Below are 16,816 nucleotides of genomic sequence, written 5' to 3'. Positions count from 1 at the left end.
GGTGTTTCTGGTGTTTCTGGTGTTTCTGGTGTTTCTGGTGTTTCTGGTGTTTCTGGTGTTTCTGGTGTTTCTGGTGTTTCTGGTGTTTCTGGTGTTTCTGGTGTTTCTCCAGAATCGGTCTCGCCGGTTGAATCGTCAAGCTTTTCTGTCGATTTTTCAGCTGGATCGTCAGCTTCCTTTTCAGCAGTCGTTGCTTGTTCGTCGACTTTTTCCGGTTCTTTTTCTGGTTCTAGCGTGAATGCTTTTTTAATGCGATCAAATAATCCCATGTCTTACCTCCTAGGCGGTTTCGTGTTCTTCTAACGAGACGGATACGATCTTCGAGATGCCTGATTCTGCCATTGTTACGCCGTATAACCGGTTGGCTTGGGTCATGGTGCCCTTGCGATGCGTAATAACGATAAATTGCGTCTCACTCTCATAGCGTTTCATAAAACGACCGAAGCGATCGACATTGGCTTCATCCAATGACGCTTCCACTTCGTCCAAAATACAAAACGGTACGGGCCGCACTTTTAAAATGGCAAATAACAACGTAATCGCCGTTAATGCGCGCTCGCCACCTGATAACAGGCTAAGGCGTTGTAGTTTTTTGCCAGGTGGTTGTGCAATGATATCAATCCCACTGGTTAATAAAGCAGATGGGTCCGTCAAGGTTAATGACGCGTGCCCACCACCAAACATCATTGGGAAGATTTCTTCAAAGGCCGCTGCGGTTTGGTCGAAAGTTTGCTTGAAGCGTTTTTCAACTTCTGCATCCATTTCAGCCATTGACGCTAATAATTGTGACTTGGCATCCAATAAATCGGCATCTTGTTGCATTAAGAAATCGTAACGTTCCTTAACCCGTTGATAATCCTCAATAGCCGCTAAATTGACAGTCCCTAAATCAGCTAAGCCTAATTTCAAAAGTTTGAGTTTTGATTTCAATTGGTCATTCGTTAAATCGGAAGCTTGTAAATCCGATTTAGCCGCTTCATAACTCAACTGATAATCTTCGCGCAATGTCGTTAAGCGTTGGTCAATATTAATCTTAACACGGTTTAAAGCAACCGCGTTTTGTTCTTGCTCAGCTAAAGAATTCCGTTGCAATTGGTAGACACGCGTTGCGTTAGCTTGTAACGTTTGTTGCGTGGCCTTCAGCGTTTCTCGTGCCGTCCGTTTTGTTGCCAATTCGGCTGTAAGTTTTTGGATCAGTGCTTTAGTGGCCTTCAGTTGCGTCCGCCGTTCTTTTTGCGTCATCGCATCTTCAGAATCAGCTTGTTGCAATGCGGCGAGCGCTTGTTGGCTTGTCTCAAGTTGTTGCTTTAAATCGTTAGCCAATTGCGTGGCATCGGTGAGCTTTTCTTGTACATTTTTTTGTTCGGACTGCGCAACTGCCAACTTCGTTTCCAAAGCGGTTTGTTGTTGGCGAATCTGTTCTTGGCTTTGATCAAAATGTTGTAGTTGTTCATTGGCCGCACCCAAGTCCGCTTTTAACTGCGTGAGTTGTGCTTCAATCTCGGTAGCTGCTGCTTGTAATTCGCCTTGGCGTTTCAAGTCCACGTCGTAACTTTGTTGTTGTTGTTGGACTTGATAATCGGTCGCTTGTTGTTGGCGTTCGAATTGCGTAAGACGTTCGTTTAATAACGTCAACTCATTTTTTTGTGTTTGGTAATGCGTCTTAGCTGTTTCAAAGGCGCCTTGTTGTTGTTCGAGTTGCGCCTGTTGCTCTGCCAAATCTTGGTGTAAAGTTTGTACCTTGGTTTGCTTTTGGTCCAAGGCCAATTGCATTTTACTAATTTGTTGTTCCAAATCAGTTAATGTTTGCTTCCGAGCCAATAAACCACCATTATTTTGGCGATTATTATGTCCCCCAGTCATTGAACCCCCTGGACTTAAAATATCACCTGCTAAAGTGACAATTCGGTACCGATGTCCTGTCAGACGGCCAATCTTAATTGCTTCTGTCAATTCAGTGGCGATAATTAAATTCCCCATCAAATGCATCATGACTGGGCTAACAGCATCGTCGAACTGAATTAAATCGCTCGCGATCCCGATAAAACCAGGTTCTGTTTGTAGTTGGTTCACCAAACTGCTTGGTAAAGTCCGCGGTTTCACGACATTATTCGGTAAAAAGGTGGCCCGACCCAGTCGATTACGTTTCAAATAATCGATTGCTTGTTGCGCCGTCTTTTCATCTGTCGTAACAATTTGTTGTAATTGTGCCCCTAATGCTAATTCAATCGCTTGTTGATAGTCGTTAGGTACCGTCATTAATTCAGCAACCGCACCCAGTAAACCAGGTAATTGTTGTTTTTGCTTCAAGACCGCTTTGACACCTTGATAAAAGCCGGCGTAATCATCGTTTAATTCAGCTAAACTGGCTTGTTTGGCTTTTGCCTTTTGTAAAATGCCAGAGGCTTGGAACCAATTATTTTGTTCCGTTTGATATTGCTTTTGTGTCGCACTGATTTGTTGTTGTAATTGACTTAGTTGCGTTTCTAAAGCCGCGTAGTCTGTTGCTAATTGGGCAACTTGTGCTTCTTTGGCCGCCTTGTCAGCTTGCATCTGTGTCAATTGCGCACTGGTTTCATTGATTGAGCTATCTTGGCGCGTTAATTGTGTCTTCGTTTGTAGCAAGGCTTTTTCTAGATATTGTTGTTCGTTGCGATTGGTTGTTTGGGCTTGCATTTGATCGATGTAGTCTTGGCGGATTTGTTCAATCTTCGCCTTTAATTCGGCCTCACTACCTGATGCTTGTCGTTTCAAGGTCGCTAACTCATTTTTCAAGTTAGTTAGTGTTGCGACTTTTTCTGTGTACGTTGCCTTAAGTGCGATTTGTTGCTGCTTAGCCGTTGTTGACTGCGTTTCTAATTGGGCGATTCGATCGACCAAGTTTTGGCGATTAGCATCAGTATAGCTAGCCCGTTCCTTAGAAACATTTTCTTGGCCCTGTAAATTTTCAGCCAAGCGACTCTTAACCAACAAGGTTTCATTGGCCGTTTCAATTTCTTGATCCAACGTTGCGACTTCCTGTTGATTATCGGCCAACGCCGTATTGGTTTCTTGAATCTCACTTTCAATCTCGCCTAGTGCCTTAGCGAGTGTCTTGGCTTGGGCTTGATATTGGGTTTGATCTGCTGCTAATTGATCAATTTCAACGACCAATAATTGCTGATGTAAGGCGTTAAATTGCGCTTTTTGTTCCAAATAATCTTGTGCAATACTGCTTTGTTCTTTAAGCGGTTCAACTTGCCCCTTTAGTTCGTAAACAATATCGGCAATCCGACTTAAATTTTCATCGGTTTGATCTAATTCTGATTGGGCCTTTTTCTTTTGTTGTTTATATTTTAAAACACCGGCAGCTTCTTCAATAATATTGCGCCGATCCTCAGGTTTACTGTTAAAGATGGCTTCAACCCGACCTTGCGAAATAATTGAAAAAGATTCTCGCCCTAAGCCAGAATCCATAAATAAGTTGACGATATCCTTTAATCGACAACTTTTTTGATTTAAATAAAACTCACTATCACCGTTACGAAATAGGCGACGCGTTAACGTCACATTATCTAGTTCTTGATTTAAATAGTGGTCACTATTATCGAAATTCAACGTGACTTCGGCGCGGTTCATCTGAGGCCGTAAATCAGTACCGGCAAAAATAATATCGGGCATCTTTTCGCCACGCAAGCTCTTGGCCGATTGTTCGCCCATCGCCCAACGAATTGCTTCTGTGATATTACTCTTACCGCTCCCGTTCGGGCCGACAATGCCGGTTAAGCCGTCTGAAAAATTAATTTCTGTCTTATCAGCAAATGATTTAAAGCCTGATAAGACTAATGATTTTAACTGCATGCACTAAACTCCCTACACTAACTTGATAATCGCAATTATGCTTTAAGTTGTTCCAACGCTTTTTTAGCCGCTGCTTGTTCGGCAGCTTTCTTATTGCGACCCACACCAGAGCCTAATACCCGATCGCCAACTAACACATCCACTTCAAATTGACGGTCATGTGAAGGGCCAACTTCCGCTAACAATTGATAGTCGATTTCGATTTCGCCATCTTGTTGTAAGAATTCTTGTAAGTTCGTTTTGTAATCTGTTTGATCTGAGAATTCACCGGCTTCAATCTTGGGAAAAATGACTTGTGAAACAAAATCAACGACAGCGCCGCGACCTTGGTCTAAGAACAAAGCGCCATTGAAGGCTTCAAATAAATCTTCCAAAAGTGTCGCCCGGGCGCGGGCCCCATTTTTCTCTTCACCTTTCCCTAAGCGAATGTAACGGTCAAAATGAGCTTCTTTTGAAAAGCTACTGAAACTCTTCGTGCAGACAATTGCTGCTCGTAAACGTGTTAACTTACCTTCTGGCCAGTCAGGATACTTTTTGTAGAGGTATTCTGAGACCGTAATTTCCATAACGGCATCGCCAAGAAATTCCAACCGTTCATTGTCCCGCAAGCCTAACTCGCGATGTTCATTAACGTAAGACGAATGTGTGAACGCTTCGTCCAAAAGTGCTAAATTATTAAATTCAATACCATAACGGGCGCGAAGCTCGCTGACTAGTGCTGCATCCAAAATTAAATACCCCATTTCAACTGATTAATCTTTCACTATTATACCGTTTATACGGCTAAAAAAACAGCGCCGAACGCCGGTATTCCGAATTAAAGGCGCATAAAAAAAACGTCTGTTCTGAAATATTTATTTTAACACGCAAACAAATATTTCAAAATAGACGTTTCTCATTTAATTAGCTTGTTGCACAAGTGTCGCTAAAGCTGATTGGTAAGACGCAACTTCCGCTTCAGTCGCATAAACATAGTGTTCAGGCGCGACTTCTCGTAATTGGCGATCACCATCGTCACTTTCAATTGAACTATCGTAAGGCATCCGGCGACGTTGGCGCTCAATCTTAGGATCAGGCAACGGCACAGCCGATAATAAGCTTTGCGTATACGGATGGAGTGGGCGATCGTAAATATCGTCCGCTGATGCCAATTCCATAATCTTACCGTTGTGCATAACGGCGATGCGATCACTAATGTATTTCACCATCGATAAATCATGGGCGATAAAGAGATACGTGAGGTTTTGTTGTTCCTGAATCTCTTTCATCAAGTTGACAACTTGCGCCTGAATCGACACATCCAAAGCTGAGATTGGTTCATCAGCAATGATAAATTTGGGTTTGACGGCTAAAGCGCGGGCAATTCCAATCCGTTGCCGTTGCCCGCCAGAGAATTCATGCGGATAACGCGTTGCGTGATCCTTATTGAGTCCGACTAAATCGAGCAATTCATTGACGCGCGCATCACTTTCGGCTTCATTTTTGACCAAATGATGAATGTGCAATCCTTCAGCAATGATATCTTTGACCTTCATCCGCGGATTAAGCGATGCGTATGGATCTTGGAAAATCATTTGAATTTCTTTGCGGAATTCTTTCATCTGGCGACTGTGTTCCTTGATTTTACTGATATCTTGCCCATCAAAATTAATTTCACCACTAGTTGGGCTGTAAAGCCGGATAATACTGCGACCAGTCGTACTTTTACCCGAACCAGACTCGCCAACTAACCCGAATGTTTCACCTTCGTAAATCTCGAAGGAAATATCATCGATGGCCTTCACTTCGGATTTTTTGCCCGGGTTAAAGTATTGTTTTAAATGTTTGACTTCAACTAAGACTTTACGTTGCTGTTTATCCATCTGACAGGCCTACTTTCTTATTTATAATTTAAAGAACGTTATGTTTTTTCATCAAAGCTTGGATTGCTGCGGGCGGTTCAACCGCTGGTGCATCTGGATGCAATAACCAGGTTGCCGCAAAATGCGTTTTGGAAACTTCAAAGAATGGTGGTTCTTCTTCCACATCGATTTGCAGTGCGTACGGATTCCGAGGTGCAAAAGCATCCCCTTTAGGTGGATCCAACAAATCTGGTGGCGTCCCAGGAATCGCCTCTAACTTACCCGCCGTTTCGAGTGTAGGCATCGAATTTAATAAGCCCCAAGTATACGGATGTTTGGGTTCATAAAAGACTTCGTCCACCAAACCGTATTCGATAATCTTGCCGGCATACATCACCGCTACTCGATCCGCAATCCCGGCCACAACGCCTAAATCATGGGTGATAAAGATGATTGACGTTTCAATTTTACGTTGTAGTTCTTTCATCAAGTCGATAATTTGCGCTTGCACTGTTACATCCAAGGCAGTTGTTGGTTCATCCGCAATCAAGATTTGCGGATAATCAACAATCGCAATCGCAATCACAATCCGTTGCCGCTGCCCACCAGAAAATTGGTGCGGATAATCTTTCATCCGTTCTTTGGCGTTCGGAATGCCGACTAATTCTAACACGGTTTGGGCCCGCTTCATCGCATCTTCTTTGTTCATCGTTTTGTGAACCAATAAGGGTTCCGCCACTTGCTTGCCGATTGTCATGGTTGGATCAAGCGAGGTCATCGGATCTTGGAAGATCATCGAGATGTCGCTCCCGCGAATCGCATCCATTTCACGTTCTGGTTTTTTCAATAAATCATCGCCATGATAGATGACGGTCCCGGCTTTAACGTGGGCGTTACTGGCCAGCAACCCCATAACGCTACGCACGGTTACCGATTTACCTGATCCAGATTCGCCAACAATGGCTAGCGTTTCCCCTTTTTTAAGGTTAAAACTAACATCCCGAATTGCGTGGACGTCACCTGCATAGGTCTTAAAATCAATACTTAAATGATTAACTTCTAAAATATTTGCCATTTGACGACCTCCAACTATGAGACCGCGAACGGTCTTTTTTCGTAATTTGAAACGTGCTTATTGAAACTGACTTCTGCGCTTAACGACCTATTGCAAACAATCGGCTATACCGATTATTCACAACACTAAGTTAATGCTCAAAGTCAAACCGTTCCAAACGCACTCTTTTTGAAACGTGCTTTCATTAACAGCTTTCTGCGCTTTGCTATGAATTGTAAACAACCGACTATGTCGCTCATTCACAACTCTATGCAAATGCTCAAAAGCTATCGTTAATGACACACTCTTTTTGAAACGTGCTTTCAAAAGCATATTCCTGCGGTTAGCGACACAAGGCAAACGATTGCTTGCAGCAATCATTCGCCTTGCTATGCTAATCCTCGAAATATAATCGCTTTTGACGCACTTTATGATTTTGGATCAAATGCGTCTCTTAGGCCGTCTGCTAGTAAGTTGACGGCAATCATGATGACACATAAGACTGCTGCTGGGTACCACATTTGATAGGGTAAGAATCGAAAGGCTTTTTGCCCGTCAGATAATAAAGTCCCTAGCGATGCGTTAGGTGCGGGAATCCCAATCCCGATAAAACTCAAGAATGCTTCGAAGAAGATCGCACTCGGAATGGTAAACATCGTTTGAATAATAATCGTTGATGATAAGTTAGGAATTAAATGTTTCATCGCGATCTTGAACGGTGTCTCGCCTAACGTTCTAGCCGCGAGCACAAATTCTTGTTCCTTCAGTTGGAAGGTCTGCGCCCGAATCAGTCGGGCCATCGTAATCCAGCCGGTAAAGCCGATCGCAATGACGATTGATAAAAGCCCTGGTCGTAAAATTAACATCATCAGCACCACAACAATTAAGTTGGGAATTGAAGAGATAATTTCAATAAACCGTTGCATGAACGTATCAATCCGACCGCCCCGCCAACCGGAGATAATCCCGTATGGAATCCCAATCAACAAATCAACGAGCGTTGCTAGGACCCCAATTAATAGTGATAAACGTGTCCCATAAAGAATTCGTGAGAATAAATCCCGGCCGAGGTAATCAGTGCCTAAAATGAAATACTTGCCTTTAGGGACACCAGCTTGTTGATATTTATCAACTTTAACGCCGGAGACGTCCGTCTCACCCTTAAAGCCTGGTAGTTGACCGTCACCAATTTTAGGTGGGAGGTTGGCATACGCCACATTTTGCGTATTGGGATTGTGCGGTGCAATCACGGGCGCCAATGCGGCTGCGATGATGATGATCAACAGTACGAATAGTGAGACCACCGCCACCTTATTTTGCTTCAAACGCCGAATTGCGTCTTGCATAAACGTTAATGAGGGTGCACTAATTTTTTCTTGTTCTTCATGTGTATCTTTATTAAGTGGTTTAAAAGATCCTGCTGTTAGCTTCGCATCTGCCATTTAACGTGCCCCCTGACCGTCGCTTAATCGAATACGAGGATCGATAATCCCGTATAGAATATCAACGACTAAAATAATAACGGTTAATAAGAATGAGTAGAAAATCGTCAAGCCCATGATGGTTGGATAATCATTGGTCATGATTGATTTAACAAATTGTTCCCCAATACCAGGAATTGAGAAGATATTTTCAACAACCAATGAACCAGTCATTAAGTTGACCGCCATTGGACCGATGATTGTCACAACCGGAATCATCGAATTACGAAGCGCATGTTTGGCAACTGTTTGCCATTTAGAGTTCCCTTTGGCCTTAGCCAATTCGATGTAATCACTACTCAAGACATCGACCATTTCAGTTCGCATAAAGCGGGCTGTATTGGCCAATGGCGCTACTGCTAACGCTAACGATGGTAGGATACTAGATGACCAACCATCCCATAAGGCGATTGGGAACATTTGTAATTTGAAGGCTAAGAAGAATTGGAGTAAAACGGCTAAGACGAAGTTGGGAATCGAAATTCCTAGGATTGAAAAGAACGTCGCCACGCCATCCACCCAAGTATTCTTGCGAATTGCCGCGACTGCCCCTAATAAGACCCCTAAAACGGACCCTAAAAGCATGGCTTGGGCCCCGATTTGAAGTGAGGGTCCTAAACGCGTCATGATGAGGTTGGCAACCGGTTGATTATTAAATTGGAAAGACGTCCCAAAATCACCGTGCAACAAACCACCTAGATAAATAATATATTGTTGGAACAGCGGCTTATTCAAACCGTATTGTTCGTTCATAATTCTTAATTGATCAGCGCTCATCTTTTGTTGATTCGTATATGGCGTCCCAGGCATCAGTTTCATCATGAAGAACGTCACAGAAGCGACAATGAATAGCGTTAATACTAGGTAAAAAATCCGTTTAATCAAATATTTACTCATAAGTTCGCTCCTAACAAAAACGGGCTTCATTGTTTTTCAACGCCGAAACCCATCTTTTATAAAGTCAGTTTATTTTTTTAAATAAAGTGAGACATTATTGTAACTTCCAGAAGGACCGTAATCTAATCCCTTAACACTTGGGTTAGTGAGGTAGGCACGTCCTGATTGATACAATGGAATGACACCAGATTCTTTATTCATAATATCTTGGGCTTTGATGAGATTTTGCCATCTTGCTTTATCGTTATTGGCATTTTCTGTTTTACTTGCTTTGATTTGAGCATCGAATTCAGGATTATTCCACTTACCTTTATTGTTGTCACCACCAGTCACGAATAAGTCTAAGAATGTAATTGGGTCTGGGAAATCAGCATTCCAAGCACTGACAACCATGTCGAAATCACCGTTATCCGAACGTGTTAAACGTGTCTTAAATGGTACGTTGGCAAGGGTTACCTTCAAACCAGGTAAGTTCTTTTCAAGCGTATCTTGAAGATATTCTGCTTGTTTCTTAGCAGTATCCGTATCATCACCTAATAATGTGTAGTTAAACGTCTTACCCGTTTGACCGGTTTCAGCTAGCCCTTCCTTCCAAAGCTTCGTTGCTTCTTTAGGATTATAGGTTGTATTTTTCTTGCCCTCGGCATTTAATTCACTCGTGAAATCTTTTTTAGTCGTTGGGTCAAAACTCATGCCTTTTGGCGTTAATGAAGCTACTGGTGCAGAACCGTCACCTAACACTTGGTTAACCAACTCTTTACGGTTAATCGTCATTGAGATTGCCTGTCTGATCTTGGCATTCTTGAAGATTGGGTTCTTAGCTTGGTTAACTTGCATATAGAATGTAGCAGCTTGTTGTTGTGTTGAATAATGAGAATCATTCTTCATTTGTTTAGCAGTATCGCCACTGATATTTGTGCGATCAAGCTTATTACTTTGGAATAAGTTCAAAGCAGTTGAAGGATCTTTAACCACTTGGTATTTCAAAGTTTTCACTTTAACAGCTTTAGCATTCCAGTAGTTAGTATTTTTAACTTCTTTCCAAGCACTATCTGGGCCGTTCCAACCAGATAACTTGTAAGGGCCGTTGAAGACTAATGTCTTAGCATTTGTCCCATAACTCTTACCGGCTTTCTTAACAGCATCTGGATAAACTGGGAAGAATGTTGAACTGGTCATTAATTGACTGAAGTATGGAATTGGTTTTTCTAAAGTAACTTGTAATGTGTGTTTATCTTTGGCAACTACCCCTAATGAACTAACGGGTTGTTTACCTGAAGTGATGGCTGCTGCATTTTCAATACCTTCATAAATGTAAGCATATTGTGAGCCAACTTTTGGATCAACAACTCGGCGCCATGCATAGACGAAATCTTCCGCTGTCACAGCCTTGCCATTACTCCATTTTGCATCTTTACGTAATGGGAAAGTATATGTTAAGCCATTATTAGTTGGTTTAACCACTTTCGTCGCAATCGCCGGTTTAATGGTCTTACCTTCATAACGGTAAAGACCTTCCATCGTGTCCGTTAACGCCTGCGCCCCAATCACGTCGGTGTTCAATGCAGGATCCATCGTTGAAATCACATCGGTTGTTGAAAAACTAACCGTATCTGCTGAACCTGCATTCTTGCTACTTGAAGAACCACACGCTGCCAATAATAATGTTATCGCCACCGTCGTTACACCTAATACTAAACCCTTTTCTCGTCTCATGTGGACACTCCCTTCAGTTGTTAAAAATAATCATACCTGATTGAAAATGAAAAGTAAATAATAAAGATTAAAATATTCTAATTTAATTTAGTTGAATTACCAACGCTCGTGATTAAAAAATTAGAATCTCTCATAAATAATAACGATTATTATGTGAAAACACTCATTTTAAACCGTCTATTCTTAACCCTGAAAGGATTGACAAGTTTAATCATAGCGCTATTTTGTAACTTCGAAAAGTTTTCTGTCTTGTTTGGGGACAAAAAAATAGGAAGGGTAGCCAAAAGTGACTTTTAGCTACCCTTCCTATACTAAACGTGGGCTATTAGTCATATCCTTGTGGTTAACGTCGCATGTCAAACGATTGCTGCGCAATCATTCACCACTCTTTGTTAATCCGCAGGATATACCCAACTGATAGCACACTCTCAAAAAAAATAGACCGTGAATTATCACGGTCCAATTGACTACTTTATTTGGTCTTCGCTTTAATGTATGCAACGGCATCTGCCACTGTTGCGATTTTTTCAGCTTCTTCATCTGGAATCTCGGCACCAAACGTGTCTTCCAATTCTAAGACGAACTCAACAATATCAATTGAATCAGCATCAAGATCTGCTTTAAAGTTCAATTCATTTGTGACCTGGTCTTGGGTCAATTCAAATCGGTCAGCAATAATTGCTGCAATCTTATCAAAGATTTCTTGTTCACTCATGTTAAAAACCTCCAAATTGAAACACTTTCGCACCTAATTATTTTGGGTATCCAGTGATTATACATAACTTCCACGTTTCTTTCAAGCAATCGATTTTATGCCTGCGAAAGTCATTGTAACGCCTTTGAAAGACATTGTCTAGCTATTTAATTAGAATTCTTTTGCGCAGCTTGGTCACTGAAATAATCGATGACTTTTTGAACCGTTTGATTAGCTAACATCACATGAATTTGTTTAACCGTATAGTAGACTGTACGTGCATCGGCAGCCCCGTGCGCCTTGATAACGGGTGCTTTCAAGCCAAGTAAAACAGCCCCGCCATAAATGGACGTATCAAATCTTTCTCTGATACCCCCGACACTCCCTTTTAATAATAGGCCACCAATTTTTTCTTTGACCCCAGCATCCATAATCGCGTGTTTCACTTGTGACATGACGATTGTGGCAGTACCTTCGATTGCTTTTAACGTTGCATTGCCAGTAAAGCCATCCGTCACAACAACATCAGCAACACCTTTTAATAAATCATTAGCTTCAACGTTCCCGACAAAATTCAAATCTGGATCATCCACTAAAAGTTGGTACGTTGCCTTATGCAATTCGTCACCCTTAGTCGCTTCTGTCCCGTTATTCAACAATGCGATTCGTGGATTTTCGATGCCCCGGACGTCTTTAGCATAGAAATTACCCATTAAACCGTATTGATGCAAGTGTTCTGGCTTAGCTTCAGCATTGGCACCAACGTCTAACATATTGAAACCTTGATCAGAATTAATCGATGGTAAAGTGGGCATTAAACCTGGACGATCGATTCCTTTTACCCGGCCGATAATAAATAACCCGGCTGCTAATAAGGCCCCTGTGTTCCCTAATGAGAAGAGTGCATCTGCTTGGCCATCTTTAACCGCTTGAGCGGCTAAAACCATTGAGGCCTGCTTCTTACGACGAATAGCGCGGACTGGTTCGTCATCACTCGCAATTTTTTCTGTGGTATGCACGATTGTTAAGCGCGTCATATCATCGATTAAGGGTTCAATCTGTGCTTGATCGCCATATAGAATAAAATCTAGGTCCGTAAATTCTGAACGGGCTTGTAAAACCCCTTCGATTACTGATTGAGGCGCGAAATCGCCGCCCATTGCATCAACTGCTACTTTCATGCTACTTCCTCTTCTTTCATTAATCTAATGTTTGATAGTTTTGTTTTTGTTGTGCGAGATACGCTTTTAAAGGCGCGTACGCCGGTTGGCTAAAAGTAGGATCAACCGTGAAGATTTTTTGTACTTCTTGTTGTGCGACCTGTAAGCTGACAAAATCAGCGACTGGATCACCAACCTTGAAGACTGGTAATCCCGATTGCCGATCGCCAAAGACCTCACCAGGGCCTCGTAATTCCAAATCTTTTTGCGCAACAACAAAACCGTTGGTCGTTTCGGTCATGATCGTCATTCGATCTACACCTTGTTGATTCTTAGGATCGGCAATCAATAGACAGTAGGCCTTTTTCTTACCCCGACCAACCCGGCCACGCAATTGATGAAGTTGGGCTAAGCCAAACCGGTCAGCATCAAAAATCATCATCACGGTCGCATTAGGCACATCGACCCCGACTTCAACAACGGTCGTTGAAACCAGTAGTTGAATCTCGTTATTTGAAAAAGCCGTCATAATCCGGTTTTTCTCATCATCCTTCAACTTACCATGTAATAGTGCCACATGGTACTGCGGCTCAAACCGCTCCGCCAAAGTCGCGTATATTTCTTCCGCATTTTTGAGATCCATTTGTTCCGACTCCGCAATTAACGGCGTAATCGCAAAAACTTGCGAGTTGTCAGCTAATTGTTTTTGAACAAACGAGAGCGCTTGTTCAACCTGGTTACTACGCACCCAACTGGTTTCAATTGGAATCCGACCTTTAGGTAACTCATCGATGGTCGAAACATCCATTTCGCCATAGGCGGTAATCGCCAAAGTCCGCGGAATCGGTGTCGCTGTCATTGCCAGCATATCAGGCTGCAAGCCTTTTTCACGTAGCATGCGCCGTTGATTGACCCCAAATCGATGTTGTTCATCAATGACGGCAAAGCCTAACTTATGGTAAACCACGGCATCTTGAATAAGTGCGTGCGTGCCGACAATGATATTGATCCGACCGGATTCAATATCCGCCAACAACGTCCGGCGCTCCTTGGCGGTTGTCGAACCAGTTAGTAACCCAACCGTCACATTCATTGGTGCATAAAGCTTTTGTAGGCTCTGATAATGTTGTTCCGCCAAAATTTCGGTGGGCACCATTAAGGCCGCTTGGAAACCGGCCGTCACCGCAGCAAACATCGCAATCGCCGCGACAATCGTCTTCCCAGACCCAACATCCCCTTGTAAAAGGCGATTCATATGTGCCGGTGCCTTAAGGTCTAAACAAATTTCGTTGACCACCCGCTTTTGAGCATCCGTTAAATCAAACGGTAATGTCTTAATAAATTCCTTGAGGGCTGCGTTTTGATAAGGCAGTGCTAAGCCATTTTCAACATGGCGGTCTGCTTGTTTAATCGCCTGCAACTGCAGTTGATACAAGAAAAACTCGTGGAAAATAGCAGTCCGTCGAGCCTGCTTTGCTTCTGGATAGCTTTCCGGAAAATGCATTCCGGCAATCAGTTCCACTTCAGAAACTAATTTATACCGCTCACGAATATCAGCTGGAATCAAATCCGGAATGACACTTTGATAATTATCAAATGCTTCGCGAATCAATTTCACGAGCGTGCCTTGACGCACGTTTTTATTGGTTGAATAAATCGCCGCGAACGAAGGATTATCAGCCGATTGAACCGCTAAAACCTTCATCCCGGTTAAACTATTCCGTCTAGCATCCCATTTACCATAAACAGCAATATCAACACCGGCTTCAAATTTATCCTTCAAGTAAGGTTGGTTGAAAAAAGTCACCATAATGACATCATGATTAATCAATAACCGGACGTTTAGCCGTGTCTTACCCGGTCCCCAACGACTGACGACTGGATCAGCAACAACGGTTCCTTTTAAGGTAACCTTTTCCTGATCGACCGCTTCTGAGAGATCCTTAACCTTTAAATCCTCGTAACGAAACGGAAAATAATACAATAGATCACTGATTGTTGCGATTCCTAATTGATTGAGGGCTGTCAAACGCTTCGGGCCAACACCCGTTAAAACAGTCACAGAATCCGTTAAACTTAACACTGACAGCACCTCCGTTTTTTGATGACTTAAACGTGCTTTTCAAACCATCCTTCTGTGGCTAGCTATGTCCCGCAAACGAATGACTTCATCACTCATTCACTGGACTAGGCTAGTCCTCGAATGATAACCGGTTTGAACGCACTTCTTTTTTAACGTGCTTTTTGAAACTGACTCTTGCGCTTAACAACATTTGTCAAATCAGCGATTGCATCACCAATTCGCCAAATTAAGTTAATCCTCAGAGTCAAAACGTTTCAAACACACTTCTACTAAAAAACAGGAATCAGGTATTTTTAATAGCCCCATTCCTGTTTTATTTGATTAATTATTCAACTGAAATTAAATATGGATAAACAGGTTGGTCACCTTCGTGAATTTCAACTTCCAATTCATCGTCTTGGGCCATGATTGCATCACTAATTGCTTCAGCTTCTGTCATATCACCGTCTTCACCAACGATAATTGTGACGATTTCACTGTCTTCATCCAACATGGTTTGAACCATTTCGATGGCAGCTGTTTGGCGATCAGCAGTTGAGACCTTAATCTTACCGTCGATAATCCCCATGTAATCGTCTTTTTTAATTTCAAGACCATCAAGCGTTGTATCGCGAATGGCTTGTGTCACTTGACCACTAATTACCGTATCAAGTGCTTCAGTCATTGCTACTTGGTTAGCTTGCAATTCTGCAGAAGGGTCAAATGACAAGAGAGCTGTCATCCCTTGTGCGATTGTCCGACTTTGAACAATTTCAACCGGAATTTCAGCAACTTCGGCAGCTTGTTCCGCCGCTAAGAAGATGTTTTTATTATTTGGTAATAAAATAACTTTCTTCGCGTTAGCTGCTTGAATGGCATCCAAAATATCTTGCGTACTTGGATTCATTGTTTGACCACCACTTAAAATATAAGTGGCCCCTAAACTTCTGAAGAGTTCTGCCACACCAGCACCAGCTGAAATCGCAATAATCCCAGTATCAACTGGTTCCGCTTGAACGGGTGCTGCTTGTTGATCATTTTCAACAATTGTATCATGTTGCAAGCGCATGTTGTCCACTTTGATCTTCATCAATGAACCAAAATGTTGGCCATAAGCCATCACTGTTCCTGGATGTTCTGTATGCACATGGACTTTAACCACTTCATCATCGGCAACGACTAATAATGAATCGCCAATACCATTTAAATGATTTCTGAATTCATCGTAGTCAAATTCGCGATCAACAGTAGTACCATCGCCAAGTGCAACCATGATTTCTGTACAGTAACCATTTTCGATTTCTTCAGTCCCCATTTGTGCTGTTTGGTGATGGTTAGCGTTAACCATTTCATCCATTTCAGCTTCATCGGGTGTATAAAGATCCTTGGCAGGTGCTTGACCTGTTAAACCTTCTAAGAAACCTTCATATATGAAAACTAAGCCTTGGCCACCAGAATCGACGACGCCGACTTCTTTTAAGACGGGTAATAATTCAGGCGTCTTCAATAAAGCCTTCTTAGAACCTTCAACGACCGCTTCAACAACTGCACCAATATCATCTGTTTGTGCAGCGACTTTGGCACCAGCTTTAGCACCTTCACGCGCAACTGTTAAAATAGTCCCTTCAACGGGTTTCATAACTGCTTTGTACGCTGTTTGAACGCCACTTGTAAAAGCATCTGCTAAATCTTGGGCCGTTAAACTTGTTTTTTCTTCCATACTCTTTGAAAAGCCACGGAAAATTTGTGAACTAATCACACCAGAGTTACCGCGGGCACCCATTAATAGACCCTTAGCTAAACTCTTTGATAATTCACCAACTGCTTGCGCATTATTTTCATTAACCGCCTTAGCACCACTTTGAAAAGTTAAACTCATATTAGTTCCTGTATCCCCATCAGGTACCGGGAAAACGTTTAATGAATTCACAAATTCTGCATTTTTAGTTAAGCGATGTGCAGCAACACGCATCATTGCTTGAAACTCGGTTGCTGTAATTTCAGTAACTTTCACGAATGTTCCTCCTCGAACGAAAACAAATAGAACTGGCTTTAACCACCAGCTCCGCTC

Annotated in this window: 11 protein-coding genes and 1 pseudogene; all 12 read right to left on the bottom strand. The window is 42.4% G+C overall.

Annotated features, from left to right (window positions below; translation table 11 throughout):
* Positions 1–269 (bottom strand): annotated as a pseudogene (locus NDN60_RS02545) (signal recognition particle-docking protein FtsY); the annotation flags it as partial.
* Between the two features lie 10 nt (positions 270–279).
* Positions 280–3,840 carry a chromosome segregation protein SMC gene (gene smc, locus NDN60_RS02540; RefSeq protein WP_076647405.1) on the bottom strand — a complete coding sequence of 1,187 codons (3,561 nt, stop codon included), beginning with the start codon at positions 3,838–3,840 and terminating at the stop codon, positions 280–282.
* Positions 3,841–3,875: 35 nt separating this feature from the next.
* The gene (gene rnc / locus NDN60_RS02535; RefSeq protein ID WP_016264875.1) at positions 3,876–4,583 is read right to left on the bottom strand and encodes a ribonuclease III; all 708 of its coding nucleotides are present in this window, start codon (positions 4,581–4,583) and stop codon (positions 3,876–3,878) included.
* Between the two features lie 156 nt (positions 4,584–4,739).
* Positions 4,740–5,702, bottom strand: a complete 963-nt coding sequence (locus tag NDN60_RS02530) for an ABC transporter ATP-binding protein (RefSeq protein ID WP_011374414.1) — start codon at positions 5,700–5,702, stop codon at positions 4,740–4,742.
* A gap of 28 nt (positions 5,703–5,730) precedes the next feature.
* A complete protein-coding gene (locus NDN60_RS02525) occupies positions 5,731–6,756 on the bottom strand; it encodes an ABC transporter ATP-binding protein (RefSeq protein WP_011374413.1) in 1,026 nt (341 codons plus the stop codon).
* Between the two features lie 407 nt (positions 6,757–7,163).
* Complete coding sequence (locus NDN60_RS02520) at positions 7,164–8,177, bottom strand: ABC transporter permease (protein ID WP_011374412.1); 1,014 nt, start codon at positions 8,175–8,177, stop codon at positions 7,164–7,166.
* Positions 8,178–9,113, bottom strand: a complete 936-nt coding sequence (opp3b, locus tag NDN60_RS02515; RefSeq protein WP_011374411.1) for an oligopeptide ABC transporter permease — start codon at positions 9,111–9,113, stop codon at positions 8,178–8,180.
* Positions 9,114–9,182: 69 nt separating this feature from the next.
* Complete coding sequence (locus tag NDN60_RS02510) at positions 9,183–10,829, bottom strand: peptide ABC transporter substrate-binding protein (RefSeq protein WP_056948344.1); 1,647 nt, start codon at positions 10,827–10,829, stop codon at positions 9,183–9,185.
* Positions 10,830–11,301: 472 nt separating this feature from the next.
* Positions 11,302–11,544 (bottom strand): acyl carrier protein, encoded by a 243-nt coding sequence (gene acpP / locus NDN60_RS02505; RefSeq protein WP_011374409.1) that lies wholly within the window; start codon positions 11,542–11,544, stop codon positions 11,302–11,304.
* A gap of 146 nt (positions 11,545–11,690) precedes the next feature.
* The gene (gene plsX, locus NDN60_RS02500; protein ID WP_056948342.1) at positions 11,691–12,704 is read right to left on the bottom strand and encodes a phosphate acyltransferase PlsX; all 1,014 of its coding nucleotides are present in this window, start codon (positions 12,702–12,704) and stop codon (positions 11,691–11,693) included.
* A 19-nt stretch (positions 12,705–12,723) separates the two neighbouring features.
* Positions 12,724–14,772 carry an ATP-dependent DNA helicase RecG gene (recG, locus tag NDN60_RS02495; RefSeq protein ID WP_056948552.1) on the bottom strand — a complete coding sequence of 683 codons (2,049 nt, stop codon included), beginning with the start codon at positions 14,770–14,772 and terminating at the stop codon, positions 12,724–12,726.
* 319 nt (positions 14,773–15,091) lie between these two features.
* On the bottom strand, positions 15,092–16,759 hold the full coding sequence (locus NDN60_RS02490) for a DAK2 domain-containing protein (RefSeq protein WP_056948340.1): 1,668 nt from the start codon (positions 16,757–16,759) through the stop codon (positions 15,092–15,094).
* Between the last annotated feature and the right edge of the window lie 57 nt (positions 16,760–16,816).

The organism is Latilactobacillus sp., assembly GCF_033176295.1.
GTDB lineage: Bacteria > Bacillota > Bacilli > Lactobacillales > Lactobacillaceae > Latilactobacillus > Latilactobacillus sakei.
The sequence above is the reverse complement of the archived record's forward strand: the minus strand, read 5'-3'. Positions and strand labels throughout refer to the sequence as shown.